The organism is Exiguobacterium sp. RIT452 (assembly GCF_003598705.1).
Taxonomy (GTDB): domain Bacteria; phylum Bacillota; class Bacilli; order Exiguobacteriales; family Exiguobacteriaceae; genus Exiguobacterium_A; species Exiguobacterium_A undae.
This window is the reverse complement of record NZ_QXJB01000001.1, coordinates 421,190-435,904: the sequence shown is the minus strand read 5'-3', so window position 1 is coordinate 435,904 and position 14,715 is coordinate 421,190. Positions and strand designations below refer to the sequence as shown.

Sequence of the window (14,715 nt, the reverse complement as noted above, 5' to 3'; positions counted from 1 at the left end):
ATGGAAAACAAGTATATCTTAGCACTCGACCAAGGAACGACCAGCTCACGTGCCATCATCTTTGATCACGATGGTCAAATCGTCAACTCGGCACAACGGGAGTTCAAACAATACTTCCCGCAACCAGGCTGGGTAGAGCATGATGCCAATGAAATCTGGGGTTCGATTCTTGCAGTCATGGCAGATGCCCTCGGATCGGCTGATATTAAGCCTAGTCAAATCGCAAGTATCGGCATCACGAACCAACGTGAAACGACGGTCGTCTGGAACAAAGAAACAGGTAAACCGGTTTATCACGCGCTCGTTTGGCAATCCCGTCAAACATCCGGTATCTGTGACGAGTTGAATGCACAAGGTCTCAACCAGAAATTCCGCGATAAAACAGGTTTATTGATCGATGCGTACTTCTCGGGAACAAAAGTCAAATGGATTCTTGATAATGTCGAAGGCGCACGGGAACAAGCGGAAAACGGAGAACTGCTCTTCGGTACAATCGATACGTGGCTCGTCTGGAAATTGTCCGGCGGCAAAACGCATATCACGGACTACACGAATGCGTCACGAACATTGATGTATAACATTTACGAACAAAAATGGGATGACGAATTACTTGAAATCCTGACGGTTCCAAAATCGATGTTGCCGGAAGTGCGTCAATCGAGTGAAGTGTATGACAATACGGTTCCGTATCACTTCTTCGGTTTTGAAGTTCCGATCGCTGGTATTGCCGGTGACCAACAAGCTGCCCTCTTCGGTCAAACATGTTTCGAACCGGGTGAAGGAAAAAACACGTACGGCACAGGTTGCTTCATGCTGATGAACACCGGTGAAAAGGCTGTTTCTTCTGACCACGGTCTACTGACGACAATCGCTTGGGGTGTTGACGGTAAAGTCGAATATGCACTCGAAGGTTCAATCTTCGTTGCCGGATCAGCGATTCAGTGGCTGCGCGACGGCTTACGGATGTTGAAAAACGCGAAGGATTCAGAAGGCTATGCGTTAAAAGTTGATTCAACAGAAGGTGTTTATGTCGTCCCTGCCTTCGTCGGACTCGGTGCCCCTTACTGGGATAGCGACGTTCGCGGAGCCATCTTCGGCTTAACGCGCGGTACGGATAAAGAACATTTTGTCCGCGCGACACTGGAGTCACTTGCTTATCAGACACGTGATGTCTTGACAGCGATGGAAAAAGATTCAGGCATCGAACTGAAAACATTACGTGTTGATGGTGGTGCGGTTTCAAATGACTTCTTGATGCAGTTCCAGTCAGATATCCTGGGTGTACCGGTGGATCGTCCAGAAATCAACGAAACGACTGCCCTCGGTGCTGCTTACCTTGCCGGCTTAGCCGTTGGTTACTGGAAAGATAAAGCGGAAATCAAAAAGCAATGGAAACTCAACCGTCAGTTCAAACCAGAGATGGAAGAAAACGATCGTGAAAAGCGTTATGCCGGTTGGCAAAAAGCGGTTGAAGCGACGATGGCGTTTAAACCAAGCAAAACAGAAGTTAATGCGTAACTTGTTGTACCTGACGTTCCCCAGCGGAACGTCAGTTTTTTTATACTCCATGAAACAAGCGTGCTCCGTCGTTCTGGAGCACGCTTGTTTTGGTCTTCTCTAAGAGATGTTCATCCAAACTCAGACTTCACGCCGGTGACGATTTCATCTAGCGACTTGGATTGTCCGCTTAAGACTGCTGCTAAAAAAGCACCCTCGACAAGCGGAGCCTCGACGAACTGCACACTCCGGTCTCCACTGTATAACTCGAGCGCAAGTTCTGCGTTCATCGTCGCTGAACCGATATCCGTTAAAATCAATCCGTCATCGGTCAGTTCGTTCATCGTTTCTTCGATCCGTGATGCATCGGTTCCGATACTACCGTCTGCAAGTCCTGCTGCGAGTAACACTGGCGTATCCGGTGCCATCTCAGCCAATAATTCTTTCAGACCAGCAGCTAACTTCTCACTGTGGGAAACCAAAATCAAGTTAATCATCGAAGCACCTCCACAATCGCACGTAACAACAAGGCACTAGACAGCGAGCCGGGATCTTGAACGCCAACCGTCGCCTCGCCAAAGTAAGACGCCCGTCCTTTTGTTGCGACCCGTTCTTTCGTATCTGCCAACGCTTGATCCAGTGCTTGATTTAAATCGGTTTGTTGCTCAAGCGCTTCATAAAACGGCGTCCAGATATCGACCATCGTTTTTTGTCCGAACTCCGATTTTCCGCGCATCTTTATCCCGTCCGTCGCTTCCTTAAAAGCAGCTGCCAACTCATCGCCTTCCGCTTCGGTTTTTCCTTTGAAGGCGCCGGCAAACTTGACGAACGCCGTCCCATAGAGCGGTCCGGAAGCGCCTCCGACCGTCTTGATCAACGTCATCCCGACTTGTTTGGATAACGCGCCGAGGTCTTCATATTCTGTCTGCGCTTCGAGTTCCTTCTGAACCGCTTGGAAGCCGCGGGACATATTGATACCGTGGTCTCCGTCACCGATTTCCCGATCCAGATCCGTTAATTCGTCTTTATGCTGCTCCATTTGTTTTGCAGCTTCAAGCAATGCCTCCCGAAATGTTTCCGTTGATAACTTCATCTGTCTGCACCTCTTCTAGTTAGAATCCAATCGCGTTTGTTTTAGCGTCCAAGTAGCCGACCAGTTCGTCGTCCACCGGAAGCAAAGTGATCGAGAAACCATGCATTTCAAGCGATGTCATATAGTTGCCGACGAATGGTCGGACGATGTCATACCCTTTTGCCTGTAGTTGCTCGGCGACATACTTGTACGTGATATACAGTTCCGAAACCGGCGTTCCACCCATTCCGTTCACCATCACCGCGACTTTTTTATCCGATACTTCCGCTGTCAGTCGATCCAGTAATTCCGTCACAATCGCTTCGACGGAGGCAATCGGTTTACGTTCGAGTCCTTTTTCCCCGTGAATCCCGATTCCGATTTCCATCTCGTCTTCATGAAGATCAAAGCCTGGTTTTCCGCTCTCCGGCATATAACAAGGTGACAAAGCCATTCCGATTGAGCGAACGCCGGCAATGACTTTTTCCGCGACCGCTTTGACTTCCGCCAGTGACTTGCCTTCTGCCGCCGCTGCTCCGGCAATCTTATGAACAAAAATCGTCCCGGCGACACCTCGGCGGTCCTCTTCTTTTTTGATGGCGATATCATCGTTGACAATGACCGTCTCGACCTCGATGTCTTCGAGTTCTGCCAACTCTTTCGCCATATCAAAGTTCATCACATCACCAGAGTAGTTTTTGACGACGAGCAGAACCCCTTTTCCACCGTCTGCTGCCTTGATTCCTTCTAGGACCATATCTGGTGTCGGGGAAGTGAAGACTTCGCCGCAAACGGCTGCTGCCAGCATCCCGTCACCGATAAATCCGGCATGGGCCGGTTCATGACCACTTCCGCCACCGGATACAAGGGTCACTTTTCCGTTTAATTGTTCTTTCCGTTTGATGACATTGACTCCGTCGACTTTTGCATAAAGATCGGGATGTGCTAAAACGAGACCATCGACCATATCCGAGACAAACCGATTCGCATCTTGCATTAATTTATCCATCTTGAACGCTCCTTCGTCTAACGAATTTTTGCCGTACCACTTACTCTTTACCACCAATGGAGGCGACTTATGTCAAGGAAACATATGAAAATATTGACCACTTCATTTCCAATCAGTTTTCGGAATGCTATGCTGATAACACACTAGATCGAGAGGAGTCCTGCCATATGACCAGCTCGTTTCAAGCAGGTGTCAAAGCCTGTCTTCCGACCGTTCTCGGTTACCTTGGGATCGGTTTTTCCGCCGGTATCGTCGGACGCGCCGCCGGACTCAGTCCGCTTGAAATCGGATTGATGTCCATCCTGATTTATGCCGGCGCCGCTCAGTTCATCATTACGAGCCTACTGCTGTTAAACAGTCCTTTTTCCGCTATTATCTTAACCACCTTTATCGTCAATTCCCGGCATCTTCTGATGAGCATGACACTTGCTCCACGCGTCGCAAGCCGGAACCGGTTCGACCAGTTCGGAATCGGCGCCCTGCTGACCGATGAATCGTTTGCCGTCGCCATGAATACTTCTTTGAAACAACAGATTGATGCTAAATTCATGCATGGGTTGAATCTGACCGCCTACTTCAGTTGGATTGCCTCGACCGTCCTCGGTGCACTCGTCGGCAGTTGGTTTCCGGATCCGGAACGGTTCGGACTGGACTTTGCCTTGACGGCGATGTTCATCGGCTTGTTGTACCTGCAGCTTGAAAGTGAACGGTCACGTGTTGCCTTGAACGGAATTTTACTGGTACTCGTTTTCTTGTTGTTGTACATATCGATGCGCTACCTCTCACCGGAACTCGCTGTTTTGTTTGCGACGATGGTAGCCGCCAGCATAGGAGTAGTGATCTCACGATGGAAATCCGCTTAGAGCTTTTAATCCTGTTCGCTGCCTGTGGTCTTGTCACATTGATTCCACGGATTTTGCCGTTTCTGCTGATGCATGGATTGACGTTGCCCCGCCTGTTGACCGAGTGGTTGTCGTTCATCCCGATTTGCCTGCTCAGTGCTTTGTTTTTTCAGAACCTGCTGCTTGCTCAAAGCGATGATTATCCCACGCTGTCTTCTCTCCATCTCGCAGCATCTGTACCGACAGTCCTTGTCGCACTGACCAGCAAAAGTCTTTCCTTCACGGTCATCACCGGCGTCCTGTCGATGGCGCTGATCCGCTTTTTCCTGTAGGAGTAGAAGCGAACAATACTTTTTAAACAAGATGAGGGCAGTGGATGTAACCCCACTGCCCTCGTCTTGTTATAATTGAACACTCGTATTGATTTCCTTTTTAAGCCGATACATCCGCATAATCGGGTGTCTGCTCAAACTCCTTTTTTGCAAATGGACAAAGCGGCAACAGCTTGACGTTTTCTTCGCGCGCCCACTCGACAATCGCTTTGACCAGTTGTTCCCCGATCTGTTGGTTCCGGTGCTTCGGATCAACATACGTGTGGTCAATGATCCATTTACCGCCTTTCGTATCACTGTATGTGATCTCTCCGACAGCTTGATTGTCGAGATAGGCTTCAATCTTTTGGTCTCCTCGTTTTAATTCCATTAAGCTTCCCTCCGTTCGTAAGATAAGGCGCCACTCGGACATCCGTCGACGACCCGCATGACGTCTTCGACCGGCGCCCCGTCCGCTTCAATCCACGGACGTTTTTTGACATCAAAGACGGTCGGCAGATTCTTCACGCAGTGACCGGAATGGATACAGACTTCAGCATCAAAATAGACCGTGATTTCTTTTCCTTCATACGCCTTTTTCATTTAAAACGCCTCCTTGGTACAGAATTCGCTGTCCAGGACCAGATTTCCTCTACAAAAAAACGCCCGAACCGAGTTCGGACGTTTCAAGAGATTAGAACAAGACCATGTACTGATCGCGTTCCCATTCCGTGACTTGCGTCCGGAACATATCCCATTCGATTTCTTTTAATTCGACGAAGTGCTCTGCGATGTGATCGCCAAGTGCGTGCATGACGACGTCATCTGCTTTTAAGACTTCAAGCGCGTGGCTGAGCGTTGACGGAAGATCGTCAATGCCGTTTGCGACACGTTCCGGTTTGTCCATGACGTAGATGTTGCGGTCGATTGGTTCCGGTGCTTTTAGATTGTTTTTGATACCGTCAAGACCTGAAGCGAGCAATGTCGCAAGTGCCAAGTACGGGTTTGCTGCCGGGTCAACTGAACGGACTTCAATCCGCGTCGAGAGACCACGTGCTGCCGGTACACGGACGAGTGGTGAACGGTTACGGGCTGACCATGCGACGTAGCAAGGTGCTTCATAACCTGGAACAAGTCGTTTGTACGAGTTGACTGTCGGGTTACAGACTGCTGTGAAGGCACGTGCGTGCTTCAAGATACCGGCCGTGAACGCACGAGCATCGTCAGACAGTTGCATGTTGCTGTTCTCTTCATCGAAGAAGACGTTTTCGTTGCCTTTAAAGAGAGACATGTTGGCGTGCATCCCTGAACCGTTGACACCGTAAAGTGGTTTCGGCATGAATGTTGCGTGAAGATTATGTTTCGCCGCAATCGTTTTGACGACGAGTTTAAACGTTTGGATGTTATCCGCAGTCGTGATGGCATCTGCATATTTGAAGTCGATTTCATGTTGTCCTGGTGCGACTTCATGGTGAGATGCTTCGATTTCAAAGCCCATGTTCTCAAGCTCGATGACGATTTCTTTACGGCAGTTTTCGCCGAGGTCGACTGGTGCGAGGTCGAAGTAGCCACCTTGGTCATTTAACTCAAGTGTCGGACGACCGTTCGCATCCTTCTTGAACAAGAAGAATTCCGGCTCAGGACCAACGTTGAATGAAGAGAAACCAAGCTCTTCCATTTCTTTAAGTACCCGTTTGAGTTGACCACGTGGATCTCCAGCAAACGGTGTGCCATCTGGATTGTAAATGTCACAGATGAGACGTGCAACTTTACCCGTTCCGTCTTCTGTCCATGGGAATACGACCCATGTGTTGAGGTCTGGGAAGAGATACATATCTGATTCTTCAATGCGAACGAATCCTTCGATTGATGAACCATCGAACATCATTTTGTTATCAAGTGCTTTTTCCAATTGGCTGACTGGAATTTCAACGTTCTTGATCGTACCGAGGATATCTGTGAACTGTAAACGAATAAAACGTACATCCTCAGCTTTAGCGATTTTCATAATGTCTTCTCGTGTAATGTTGCGACGTGTCATGTGACAAATCCCCTCTCCGGCTCTTTTTTATATGGCAACAGGTGCTTACTTGAAAAACCGTCCGAGCTCACCTTGGATGAGTGACGTTTTTCCATGTCGTCCTGCTTCCTTCAATTCATTTTTCAGGAGTTTATATAGTTCGCCATCAGACAATTCCGGACGCGTCGTAACGACGGTTTCCGCAACTCGTTCCCGTTTGACGAGATCATTGTCAAAAATCATCTTGATCCCTGCGATATTTAGTCCCTGATCCAAATATTCCTTGATCGACAGCAAGCGATCCACATCGTTAAACGAATAGAGGCGACGTTTCGTCTCTGTCCGCTCCGGCTTGATCAATCCCTGTTCTTCATAGTATCGGATCTGTCGGGCAGATAACGCGGTCAACTCTTGAACGACTCCGATGGGAAATAGTGGCTTGGACTGTCGTGATAAGTCTGCCATTTCGTTCCTCCTTTTTCCTTACTTCATGAGAATAAACCTCTGTAAGGCAAGTTGTCAAGAGATGTAAGGAAAGTTAACACGACTTTCTTACAAGTCAGACGACTTGGGGTAACAGAGGTCTTTTCACATCAAGCAGTTATTTTAAACCTGTTGTGTTTGAATCAGTTGTTGTTCCATTAATTGATTGACGGCCGAGACGATGGCAATCTTGACGTGACTGTATGTCAGCCCGCCCTGAACATAAGCCGTATACGGCGCCCGGATCGGACCATCTGCCGATAATTCGATCGATGAGCCTTGAATGAACGTTCCTGCGGCCATGATGACATCATCGGCATACCCCGGCATATAGTCCGGAATCGGCAAGGCTTGCGCATTAACCGGTGAAGCGGCTTGAATGGCCTGACAAAAGGCAATCATCGGCTCCGGCGCGTGGAAGGAGACCGATTGAATCAAGTCTGTCCGTTCAGCTGCGTAATGCGGAGCCGTATCGAAACCGAACTGTTCCATCATGCTCGAGGTGAACATCGCCCCCATCAACGCCTGACTGACCGTATGCGGTGCCATGAAGAATCCTTGGTACATGTCTTGGAGCGAATAGAGCGAGGGACCTGCCTCTGCTCCGATTCCCGGTGTCGTCATCCGGAACGACGCCCGTTCGATCAAGTCACGGCGTCCGACGAGATAACCACCCGTCTTCGCAAGACCGCCGCCCGGATTTTTGATCAGCGAACCCGCCATCAGATCGGCACCGACATGAGTCGGTTCGATCGTCTCGACGAATTCTCCGTAACAATTGTCGACGAAGATGATGACGTGGGGATGTTTTGCTTTGATCGCTGCGATGGCTTCACCAATCTCGGCGACCGGTAAGCTGCGACGCGTCGCGTATCCTTTTGAGCGCTGGATCCCGACGACTTTTGTCTTGTCCGTGATTCGGGCAAGGACCGCCTCGAGATCAATCGTTTCCGCCTGCTTCATCTCGACGACGTCATAGGTGACGCCGAGCTCCTTTAAGGAGCCGCGTCCGTCACCGCTGATACCGACGATTTCTTCGAGTGTATCGTATGGTTTTCCGGTGATATACAGCAGCTCATCCCCCGGCAACAATAAACCGAACAAGGCGATGCCGATCGCATGCGTCCCGCTGATGATCTGTGCCCGGCACAGTCCGGCTTCCGCACCGAAGACCGACGCGTAAATCCGTTCGAGATTATCGCGCCCTTCGTCGTTGTAGCCGTAACCGGTCGACGGCATGAAGTGGAAATCACTCACTTTATGCTCCCGAAAGGCATTCAGGACACGGAACTGATTGTGTTCCGCGACTTGTTGCGCTTTGCGGATTCCCGGCGCGATTTTTTCTTCCGCCTGCTCGACGAACGGACGGATTGTTTCATAATGCGTTAACTCTGTAAACATGCTTACACCTCGTATTGTTTCAATGTCGAGTAGAGCCGCGTATCCTTACGTAAATAGCCTTTTAAGGTCACGGAGCCGTCCTCTTCATATTGTTCTGTTAAATTCATCATCACTTCTTTAGCCGGATTGTAATGTGCAAACGCATTAACCGGAATCCGGATCTCGAGATATTCGAGAATCTCACTGATCGCTTTTTCGATTTCGACGGTTAACCGTTCGATGTCCGCCGGATCAAGAGCGGAAATCAGCAGTTTTCCGCCTGTGAACAAGTCCGTCAACTGGTCTTTTTTATTAAAGACTTCGAGTTGCGGGATGTCACCGGCACCAAGTTCGTCGAGCACATCATTCGTCGTCTGCATCTGATTGAGATAATGCTCGCTTGATGCATCGATGACGTGAATGATCAAATCCGCTTCGAGCACTTCTTCGAGTGTCGAGCGGAACGCGGCAATCAATTTCGTCGGCAGGTCCTGAATGAATCCGACCGTGTCGGTCAACAGAATCTGTCCGCCTTCCGGTAGGTCAAACTGACGTGTCAACGGATCAAGTGTCGCGAATAATTCGTTTTTCTCGTAGGTATCGGCATTCGTCAACCGGTTGAAAATCGTTGATTTCCCGGCATTCGTGTATCCGACCAGTGCGATTTGGAACGTCTGGTTTTCTTTCCGGCGTTCCCGGTACCGGGCGCGGTGGGCGACGGATGTTTCGAGTTGCTTCTTGATTTCATCCACACGACGGCGGATGTGCCGACGGTCGGTCTCAAGTTTTGATTCCCCCGGACCACGTGTCCCGATTCCGCCGCCGAGCCGCGACAGCTGCGTGCCCTGACCGCTTAAACGCGGCAACAGGTAACTCATCTGAGCGAGTTCGACTTGCAACTTTCCTTCGCGTGACTGGGCACGTCCGGCGAAGATGTCGAGAATCAATTGTGTCCGGTCGATCAATTTAATCGATTCCGGATCTTCAAGAGCAATCCGGATATTTTTCATCTGACCGGGTGTGACTTCTGCATTAAAAATAATCAAATCCGGTTCGAGTTCCTGCGCTAACGCGACAAGTTCCTCGACCTTCCCTTTTCCGATAAACGTCCGGCGGTCGATCGATTGACGCTTTTGATCGAGTCGCCCTACCACGACGGCGTGCGCAGTCGTAACGAGTGCTTCAAGCTCCGCGACCGATTCTTCATAGATATGATCCGGTACACCGGGGAGCTGACAACCGACGACGATGACGCGTTCTGACATATAATCATTCCTTTCAAAATAACAAACCTTCTGCGTCCCTAATCATACCACATGCACCCTGTCCTCTGAACTATTTTGGACAGGAAACATCCGTTCGGTTTATCATAAAGAAAAGTACTAAAAATAGGAGGTCCGTTATGGCACGAGAACGACTCGATTATACTTTGCCGGAATTCATCGAACGGTATCTGTTTTTCCTGAGCGCGAGCGGCCGACAGGATTCGACGATCCGTCGGTACCGCTACGATTTGATTGAAATCCACCGCTACATGACCGAAGTCGACCAACCACTCGAGACGATCGACGACTTCAAGGCGATTCCGATTGAGACTTGGAAAACGTTCATCAACGAGTATTTAATCGAGGAGAAATTGTACCAACAGGCGACTGTCGCCCGAATCGTCAGTGTCCTCAACCAGGTCAACTATCAAATCCGTCAGACGAAATCGAAATTGATCGAATACGCCCAGCCGACGCATGAGCTGACGCCGCAGCATGTCGCGTCCCTTGCTGAATACGAACAATTGATCCGGACGAACCGGTCGGACCGCGGCCTGACGGATCACCAACTCGTCGCCCGTCCCTACTTGATCGACCGCAACGAATTGATTTTACGGCTCTTTTACCGCTACGGTCTTCGGGTTCACCACATCATCGGTCTGAAGATGCAGGATTTGAATTTCGCGCAACGCGAGATGACGGTCCACGACCGGCTCGGCAATGCGTACCTGCTCCACCTCGAACGTGACGATCAGGATCTGATGCTCGCGTATTTAAAGACGATACCGGAACCGGTTCGTCCGCGGTATCATTCGACGGATCCGTTTTTCGTCGCCTTTGATTTCTCACGGATGACATTTCGCTGGGTCTACAGCAAAAATGCCCCGAAACAATTGTCGATCGTCATGATCACGAAGATGATGCGCCAGCTGAATGAACGGTCGGACAATAAACGAATCATCACCCCGTCGATGTTACGCAACAGCTTCATCCTCGGAACGTATGTAGAAGAGTTGACGAAAGAAGAACGTTTGACGAAGACGTGTCTCTATAAAGACGTTTCACTGAGACGGTATGCCGACGCGTTTGATGAATTAAAAGATTTACTCTAACAAAAAAGGAGCAACGCCGCAGCGTTGCTCCATCAAGCAGACGGCCCCCCGGCCGTCTTTTTTTAACGAGTGACTTCTTCCGTCTCCGATTCTTGTTCATACAACGTCACATTCCGTGCCGGTGCGAACGTCGAGATCGCGTGTTTGTAGATCAATTGCTGTTTACCTTCCGATTCTAAAATGACCGTGAAGTTATCAAACGATTTAATCAATCCCCGTAACTGATACCCACTGATTAAAAACACTGTCGTCGGAACCGAATCTTTTCGTAACTGATTTAAAAAATAGTCTTGAATGTTGTACGTCGCTTTCATAAGCCCCCGTGCCCCCTCTTTTTATCTGTTTTTCTCTTCAGGCTACTCCGATTTAACCGCTTTCAGGAACCCTACTGTTCTATCATAGATAATTTTGAAGTTTTCTTCAAATGAAAGCCTTCCCATTTCAACCCAATTTCCGTCAAATTGATGACGGAACCACGTCAATTGCCGTTTCGCAAAGCGGCGGGTGTTCCGCTTTAATGCGTCGACAGCCGGCTCAAGCGGCGCGCCGTCCAGCACAGGCATGATTTCCTTATAGCCGATCGCCTGCATCGCTTTCGTCTCCTGATAACCGGCTGCGACCAGTTGCTCGACTTCCGTCAGCAGTCCTTGTTCGAGCATCAGGTCGACACGCTGGTCGATCCGGGCATACAATTGGTCCCGGTCCTCCATATGTAGGACAAACAATAGACTGTCGTACAAACTTGGTTCGCTGCCCGAGACTTGTGTTTGCCCGCTCATCGCGACTTCAATCGCCCGGACGACCCGTTGGACATTGTTCGGATGAATCGCATCCGCCCGGGTTGCATCCAGCTGCCGCAAGCGATTATGGAGGGCTTGCGCGCCCTCATCTTTGGCAAACTGTTCCAATTCCTGACGTAATGCCTTATCTTCCGCCTGGACGGTAAATTGATAATCATATAAAATCGCCCGGATATAAAGCCCTGTCCCGCCGACGATGATCGGCAACTTGCCTTTTGCCGCAATCTCATCGATCGCTGCTCGCGCCAACGTCTGAAAACGGGCGACACTCATCTCGTCGTCCGGATCAACCAGATCGAGCAAATGATGTGGAATCCCTTCCATCTCTTCCTGCGTCACCTTCGCTGATCCGATGTCCATCTGTTTGTAGACTTGAACGGAGTCACCCGAAATGATTTCGCCGTTTAATTTTTTTGCTAATTCAATCCCTGTCTTCGTTTTTCCGACGGCAGTCGGTCCAACGATGACGATGACGGGTTGTTTACTCATGACATCACCATTCCTAGCTTATACGTGTTTGTAGTCAGTGTATCATATCTGCCTCCGGCTCAGACACGACAAAAAAACCGCCTCCTTATGAAAGGAGACGGTTCAATGAGTTCTGTTACACACGGCGGATGAAATCGTCGTATACCGCACTAAATACACACCATCCACAAATGACTAAGCCTGTCAGCATAATTCCCCAATCAGCCATTTTTGGCACCTCCTCTGTCGTCTTTACATACCTTTTGACAAATCCGGACGTTCGTAAACCCTTTCAAGCAGGTTTGACACCAATTACTGGAATCGCTATGATAAAAGTACGATTGTTGCGTAGCGCAGAAGCCGACCTGCATCGGCTTCTTTTAAGAGGGATTCCCCTCTTGATTCCACGCAGATGCCCGACATCTGCAAAAAGCCCCTTTTCCATTATGGAGAAGGGGCTTTCTTGTCGTGTATCAGTACATATCTTTTTGTGTGAAGTTCCAGAACGCCACGATCAACGCACCAATTGTCCAACAGAGTAAGACAGCCAGCGAGAACGGTAACGTCATTCCTTCAATCGGTGGTGCTTGTCCATCAAGGTAGTTGATTAACCCAAAGTTCACGTTGACGAGATATTTCGAACTCGTCCAACTTGAACCAAGTGTCGTCAACAATGTTCCGGAAATCAAGACAGCCATCATGATTCCGATACCGGTCGCTGTGTTCTTGACCAGAACCGACACCATTAAGGCAATCGTCGCTACTACGGCTGTGACAATCCAGGCGAGACCAATTGCCATCAACAGATATTCCCACATCGGAATCGTATGCACGAATTCGGTCGAGAATGTTCCGCTCGGTGAGGCTTGGAATCCGGTCAGTATCGGCGCGGTCCACCCGTCATATCCAAGGACGATTCCGGAAATCCCATAACAGACGGCGGCGGTCAGGGCCATCAGCATCGATGTATACAACAACGTCGTCAGCCATTTCGCCATCAAGATCTTCCAGCGCCGGACGGGACGCGACAGTAAGGTTTTGATCGTTCCGTCATTTTGCTCCCCGCTGACGATATCCGCCATGATGACGATGATGAAAAGCGGGAGAATCAACGTCAATCCTTGGGAGAAGAAAATCCGGATGAAGGTCGGTGCCCCCGGATAGTTCGGATTGATGTCATTGTCGAGATAGTATTGATTTTGTTTTAAGTCAAACTCAAGAAACTGACGAAACTCGTCTTGAATGCTGCTTGAGGCCAAACGGTTTTGCGTATCGACGATATCTTGTTGCAATTCGACACGCCAGTCGAGTGTGCCTTGTTTCTTGATTTGCTCTTGAATGTCCCGGTACTGGGCATACGTAAACATCGAGACGAGGACAACTAAGATGATGGCGACGACGGCAAACCGTTTTTTCGAGGCAATCTTCATGACTTCGTTTCGGATCAGTCCGAGCATGTTCGGATTACGCAATGTGATCTCCTCCTGTCAATGTGATGAAGAGATCTTCGAGCGTCTGGACTTTCCGTTCGATCGTCCACACTTCGACGCCCGCTTCAAACAATTGTTTGTTGAGCGTTGGTGTCTTGCTGGCATCCATTAACGTATGGACGGTATTCGCGTCAACGATTTCCGAGACTTGGACGTCAGGAGACGCCGACAGGATCTCGTTTGCCTTAAAGGCATCATCGACACGCCAGTCAACACCCGGTGCAAGCGACTCAACCAGTTCCTTGACCGTTCCGACTTGAACGATCTTTCCGTAACTCATGATGGCGACACGATCCGCCAACATCTCAATCTCTGCCAGGATATGGCTCGAGACGAGGACCGATAAGCCGGTCTCATCCACTAACTTCCGGATGAACTGACGTAAATCACGGATTCCCATCGGATCGAGTCCGTTCGTCGGTTCGTCAAGAATCAAGACATCCGGACGGCCAAGCAAGGCTTGGGCAATCCCGAGACGCTGACGCATCCCAAGGGAATACGTCCGGACTTGATCGTCGACCCGCGCTGTCAAATCGACCAAGTCGATGACTTCTTGAATCCGGGCTTCATCGACGTTTGGTAACATCCGTGAAAAGACTTGCAGATTTTCGCGCCCCGTTAAATATTTATAGAGCTCCGGGTTTTCAACGATCGAACCGATTCGTTGCATCGCTTGAACAAATTGTTTGCGCACATCAAAGTCACACACGGTAATTTTTCCTGATGTCGGTTTAATCAGACCGACGAGCATCCGGATGGTCGTCGTCTTCCCGGCACCGTTTGGTCCGAGGAATCCAAAGACTTCACCTGGGAAGATTTCAAATGAAATATTGTCGATGATTGTCTTTTTTCCAATGACCTTTGTGACTGATTCTAATTTTACAGTTGGTTTCACGTCTCTCACCTCTTAGTATCTATTCTAGCGGAATAATGAATGATTTACCTTATTGGAACACTTCAAAACCG

17 protein-coding genes are annotated in these 14,715 nt (G+C 49.4%); 4 read left to right on the top strand and 13 right to left on the bottom strand.

Annotated elements, in window-relative coordinates; genetic code table 11:
- Entirely contained in the window at positions 1–1,518 is a 1,518-nt protein-coding gene (glpK, locus tag D3D03_RS02190; RefSeq protein WP_119922585.1) for a glycerol kinase GlpK, read from the top strand.
- Between the two features lie 110 nt (positions 1,519–1,628).
- On the opposite strand, the gene dhaM is transcribed toward glpK, so the two are convergent.
- Genes dhaM through dhaK form a run of 3 tightly spaced genes read right to left on the bottom strand, consistent with a single transcriptional unit; the run spans position 1,629 to position 3,578 of the window.
- Entirely contained in the window at positions 1,629–1,994 is a 366-nt protein-coding gene (gene dhaM / locus D3D03_RS02185; RefSeq protein WP_026833389.1) for a dihydroxyacetone kinase phosphoryl donor subunit DhaM, read from the bottom strand.
- Positions 1,991–2,590, bottom strand: a complete 600-nt coding sequence (gene dhaL / locus D3D03_RS02180) for a dihydroxyacetone kinase subunit DhaL (protein ID WP_119922584.1) — start codon at positions 2,588–2,590, stop codon at positions 1,991–1,993. The genes dhaM and dhaL overlap by 4 nt, the downstream gene beginning before the upstream one ends.
- Positions 2,591–2,609: 19 nt before the next feature.
- Positions 2,610–3,578: a dihydroxyacetone kinase subunit DhaK gene (gene dhaK / locus D3D03_RS02175; protein WP_119922583.1), complete on the bottom strand. Its 969-nt coding sequence runs from the start codon at positions 3,576–3,578 to the stop codon at positions 2,610–2,612.
- Positions 3,579–3,745: 167 nt separating this feature from the next.
- Here dhaK and D3D03_RS02170 point away from each other — a divergent pair, with 167 nt between their 5' ends.
- Positions 3,746–4,441: an AzlC family ABC transporter permease gene (locus tag D3D03_RS02170; RefSeq protein WP_026833392.1), complete on the top strand. Its 696-nt coding sequence runs from the start codon at positions 3,746–3,748 to the stop codon at positions 4,439–4,441.
- Positions 4,426–4,752 carry an AzlD domain-containing protein gene (locus D3D03_RS02165; protein WP_119922582.1) on the top strand — a complete coding sequence of 109 codons (327 nt, stop codon included), beginning with the start codon at positions 4,426–4,428 and terminating at the stop codon, positions 4,750–4,752. Before D3D03_RS02170 ends, D3D03_RS02165 begins: the two co-directional genes overlap by 16 nt.
- A gap of 100 nt (positions 4,753–4,852) precedes the next feature.
- On the opposite strand, the gene D3D03_RS02160 is transcribed toward D3D03_RS02165, so the two are convergent.
- From D3D03_RS02160 to hflX, 6 genes are all read right to left on the bottom strand, one after another.
- Entirely contained in the window at positions 4,853–5,122 is a 270-nt protein-coding gene (locus tag D3D03_RS02160) for a GNAT family N-acetyltransferase (RefSeq protein WP_119922581.1), read from the bottom strand.
- The gene (locus D3D03_RS02155) at positions 5,122–5,334 is read right to left on the bottom strand and encodes a (4Fe-4S)-binding protein (RefSeq protein ID WP_026831153.1); all 213 of its coding nucleotides are present in this window, start codon (positions 5,332–5,334) and stop codon (positions 5,122–5,124) included. The genes D3D03_RS02160 and D3D03_RS02155 overlap by 1 nt, the downstream gene beginning before the upstream one ends.
- A 91-nt stretch (positions 5,335–5,425) precedes the next feature.
- Positions 5,426–6,772 carry a type I glutamate--ammonia ligase gene (glnA, locus tag D3D03_RS02150; RefSeq protein ID WP_026833396.1) on the bottom strand — a complete coding sequence of 449 codons (1,347 nt, stop codon included), beginning with the start codon at positions 6,770–6,772 and terminating at the stop codon, positions 5,426–5,428.
- A 45-nt stretch (positions 6,773–6,817) separates the two neighbouring features.
- Positions 6,818–7,216 (bottom strand): MerR family transcriptional regulator, encoded by a 399-nt coding sequence (locus tag D3D03_RS02145; RefSeq protein ID WP_026833397.1) that lies wholly within the window; start codon positions 7,214–7,216, stop codon positions 6,818–6,820.
- A gap of 141 nt (positions 7,217–7,357) precedes the next feature.
- Positions 7,358–8,635 (bottom strand): methionine gamma-lyase family protein, encoded by a 1,278-nt coding sequence (locus D3D03_RS02140; RefSeq protein WP_119922580.1) that lies wholly within the window; start codon positions 8,633–8,635, stop codon positions 7,358–7,360.
- A 2-nt stretch (positions 8,636–8,637) separates the two neighbouring features.
- On the bottom strand, positions 8,638–9,879 hold the full coding sequence (gene hflX / locus D3D03_RS02135; protein WP_026828750.1) for a GTPase HflX: 1,242 nt from the start codon (positions 9,877–9,879) through the stop codon (positions 8,638–8,640).
- A gap of 137 nt (positions 9,880–10,016) precedes the next feature.
- Between hflX and D3D03_RS02130 the strand changes: the two genes are divergently transcribed.
- Positions 10,017–10,991, top strand: a complete 975-nt coding sequence (locus D3D03_RS02130) for a tyrosine-type recombinase/integrase (protein WP_119922579.1) — start codon at positions 10,017–10,019, stop codon at positions 10,989–10,991.
- 62 nt (positions 10,992–11,053) lie between these two features.
- On the opposite strand, the gene hfq is transcribed toward D3D03_RS02130, so the two are convergent.
- From hfq to D3D03_RS02110, 4 genes are all read right to left on the bottom strand, one after another.
- Positions 11,054–11,305, bottom strand: a complete 252-nt coding sequence (gene hfq / locus D3D03_RS02125) for an RNA chaperone Hfq (protein WP_026833400.1) — start codon at positions 11,303–11,305, stop codon at positions 11,054–11,056.
- Positions 11,306–11,347: 42 nt separating this feature from the next.
- Positions 11,348–12,280 carry a tRNA (adenosine(37)-N6)-dimethylallyltransferase MiaA gene (gene miaA / locus D3D03_RS02120; RefSeq protein ID WP_026833401.1) on the bottom strand — a complete coding sequence of 311 codons (933 nt, stop codon included), beginning with the start codon at positions 12,278–12,280 and terminating at the stop codon, positions 11,348–11,350.
- 452 nt (positions 12,281–12,732) lie between these two features.
- Entirely contained in the window at positions 12,733–13,731 is a 999-nt protein-coding gene (locus D3D03_RS02115; protein ID WP_026833402.1) for an ABC transporter permease, read from the bottom strand.
- Positions 13,724–14,644: an ABC transporter ATP-binding protein gene (locus D3D03_RS02110; RefSeq protein ID WP_026828755.1), complete on the bottom strand. Its 921-nt coding sequence runs from the start codon at positions 14,642–14,644 to the stop codon at positions 13,724–13,726. The genes D3D03_RS02115 and D3D03_RS02110 overlap by 8 nt, the downstream gene beginning before the upstream one ends.
- Positions 14,645–14,715 lie beyond the last annotated feature (71 nt).

Coding starts and splice junctions, on each gene's coding strand:
- glpK (WP_119922585.1), top strand. CDS start 1: ATGGAAAACAAGTATATCTTAGCACTCGACCAAGGAACGACCAGCTCA.
- dhaM (WP_026833389.1), bottom strand. CDS start 1,994: ATGATTAACTTGATTTTGGTTTCCCACAGTGAGAAGTTAGCTGCTGGT.
- dhaL (WP_119922584.1), bottom strand. CDS start 2,590: ATGAAGTTATCAACGGAAACATTTCGGGAGGCATTGCTTGAAGCTGCA.
- dhaK (WP_119922583.1), bottom strand. CDS start 3,578: ATGGATAAATTAATGCAAGATGCGAATCGGTTTGTCTCGGATATGGTC.
- D3D03_RS02170 (WP_026833392.1), top strand. CDS start 3,746: ATGACCAGCTCGTTTCAAGCAGGTGTCAAAGCCTGTCTTCCGACCGTT.
- D3D03_RS02165 (WP_119922582.1), top strand. CDS start 4,426: ATGGAAATCCGCTTAGAGCTTTTAATCCTGTTCGCTGCCTGTGGTCTT.
- D3D03_RS02160 (WP_119922581.1), bottom strand. CDS start 5,122: ATGGAATTAAAACGAGGAGACCAAAAGATTGAAGCCTATCTCGACAAT.
- D3D03_RS02155 (WP_026831153.1), bottom strand. CDS start 5,334: ATGAAAAAGGCGTATGAAGGAAAAGAAATCACGGTCTATTTTGATGCT.
- glnA (WP_026833396.1), bottom strand. CDS start 6,772: ATGACACGTCGCAACATTACACGAGAAGACATTATGAAAATCGCTAAA.
- D3D03_RS02145 (WP_026833397.1), bottom strand. CDS start 7,216: ATGGCAGACTTATCACGACAGTCCAAGCCACTATTTCCCATCGGAGTC.
- D3D03_RS02140 (WP_119922580.1), bottom strand. CDS start 8,635: ATGTTTACAGAGTTAACGCATTATGAAACAATCCGTCCGTTCGTCGAG.
- hflX (WP_026828750.1), bottom strand. CDS start 9,879: ATGTCAGAACGCGTCATCGTCGTCGGTTGTCAGCTCCCCGGTGTACCG.
- D3D03_RS02130 (WP_119922579.1), top strand. CDS start 10,017: ATGGCACGAGAACGACTCGATTATACTTTGCCGGAATTCATCGAACGG.
- hfq (WP_026833400.1), bottom strand. CDS start 11,305: ATGAAAGCGACGTACAACATTCAAGACTATTTTTTAAATCAGTTACGA.
- miaA (WP_026833401.1), bottom strand. CDS start 12,280: ATGAGTAAACAACCCGTCATCGTCATCGTTGGACCGACTGCCGTCGGA.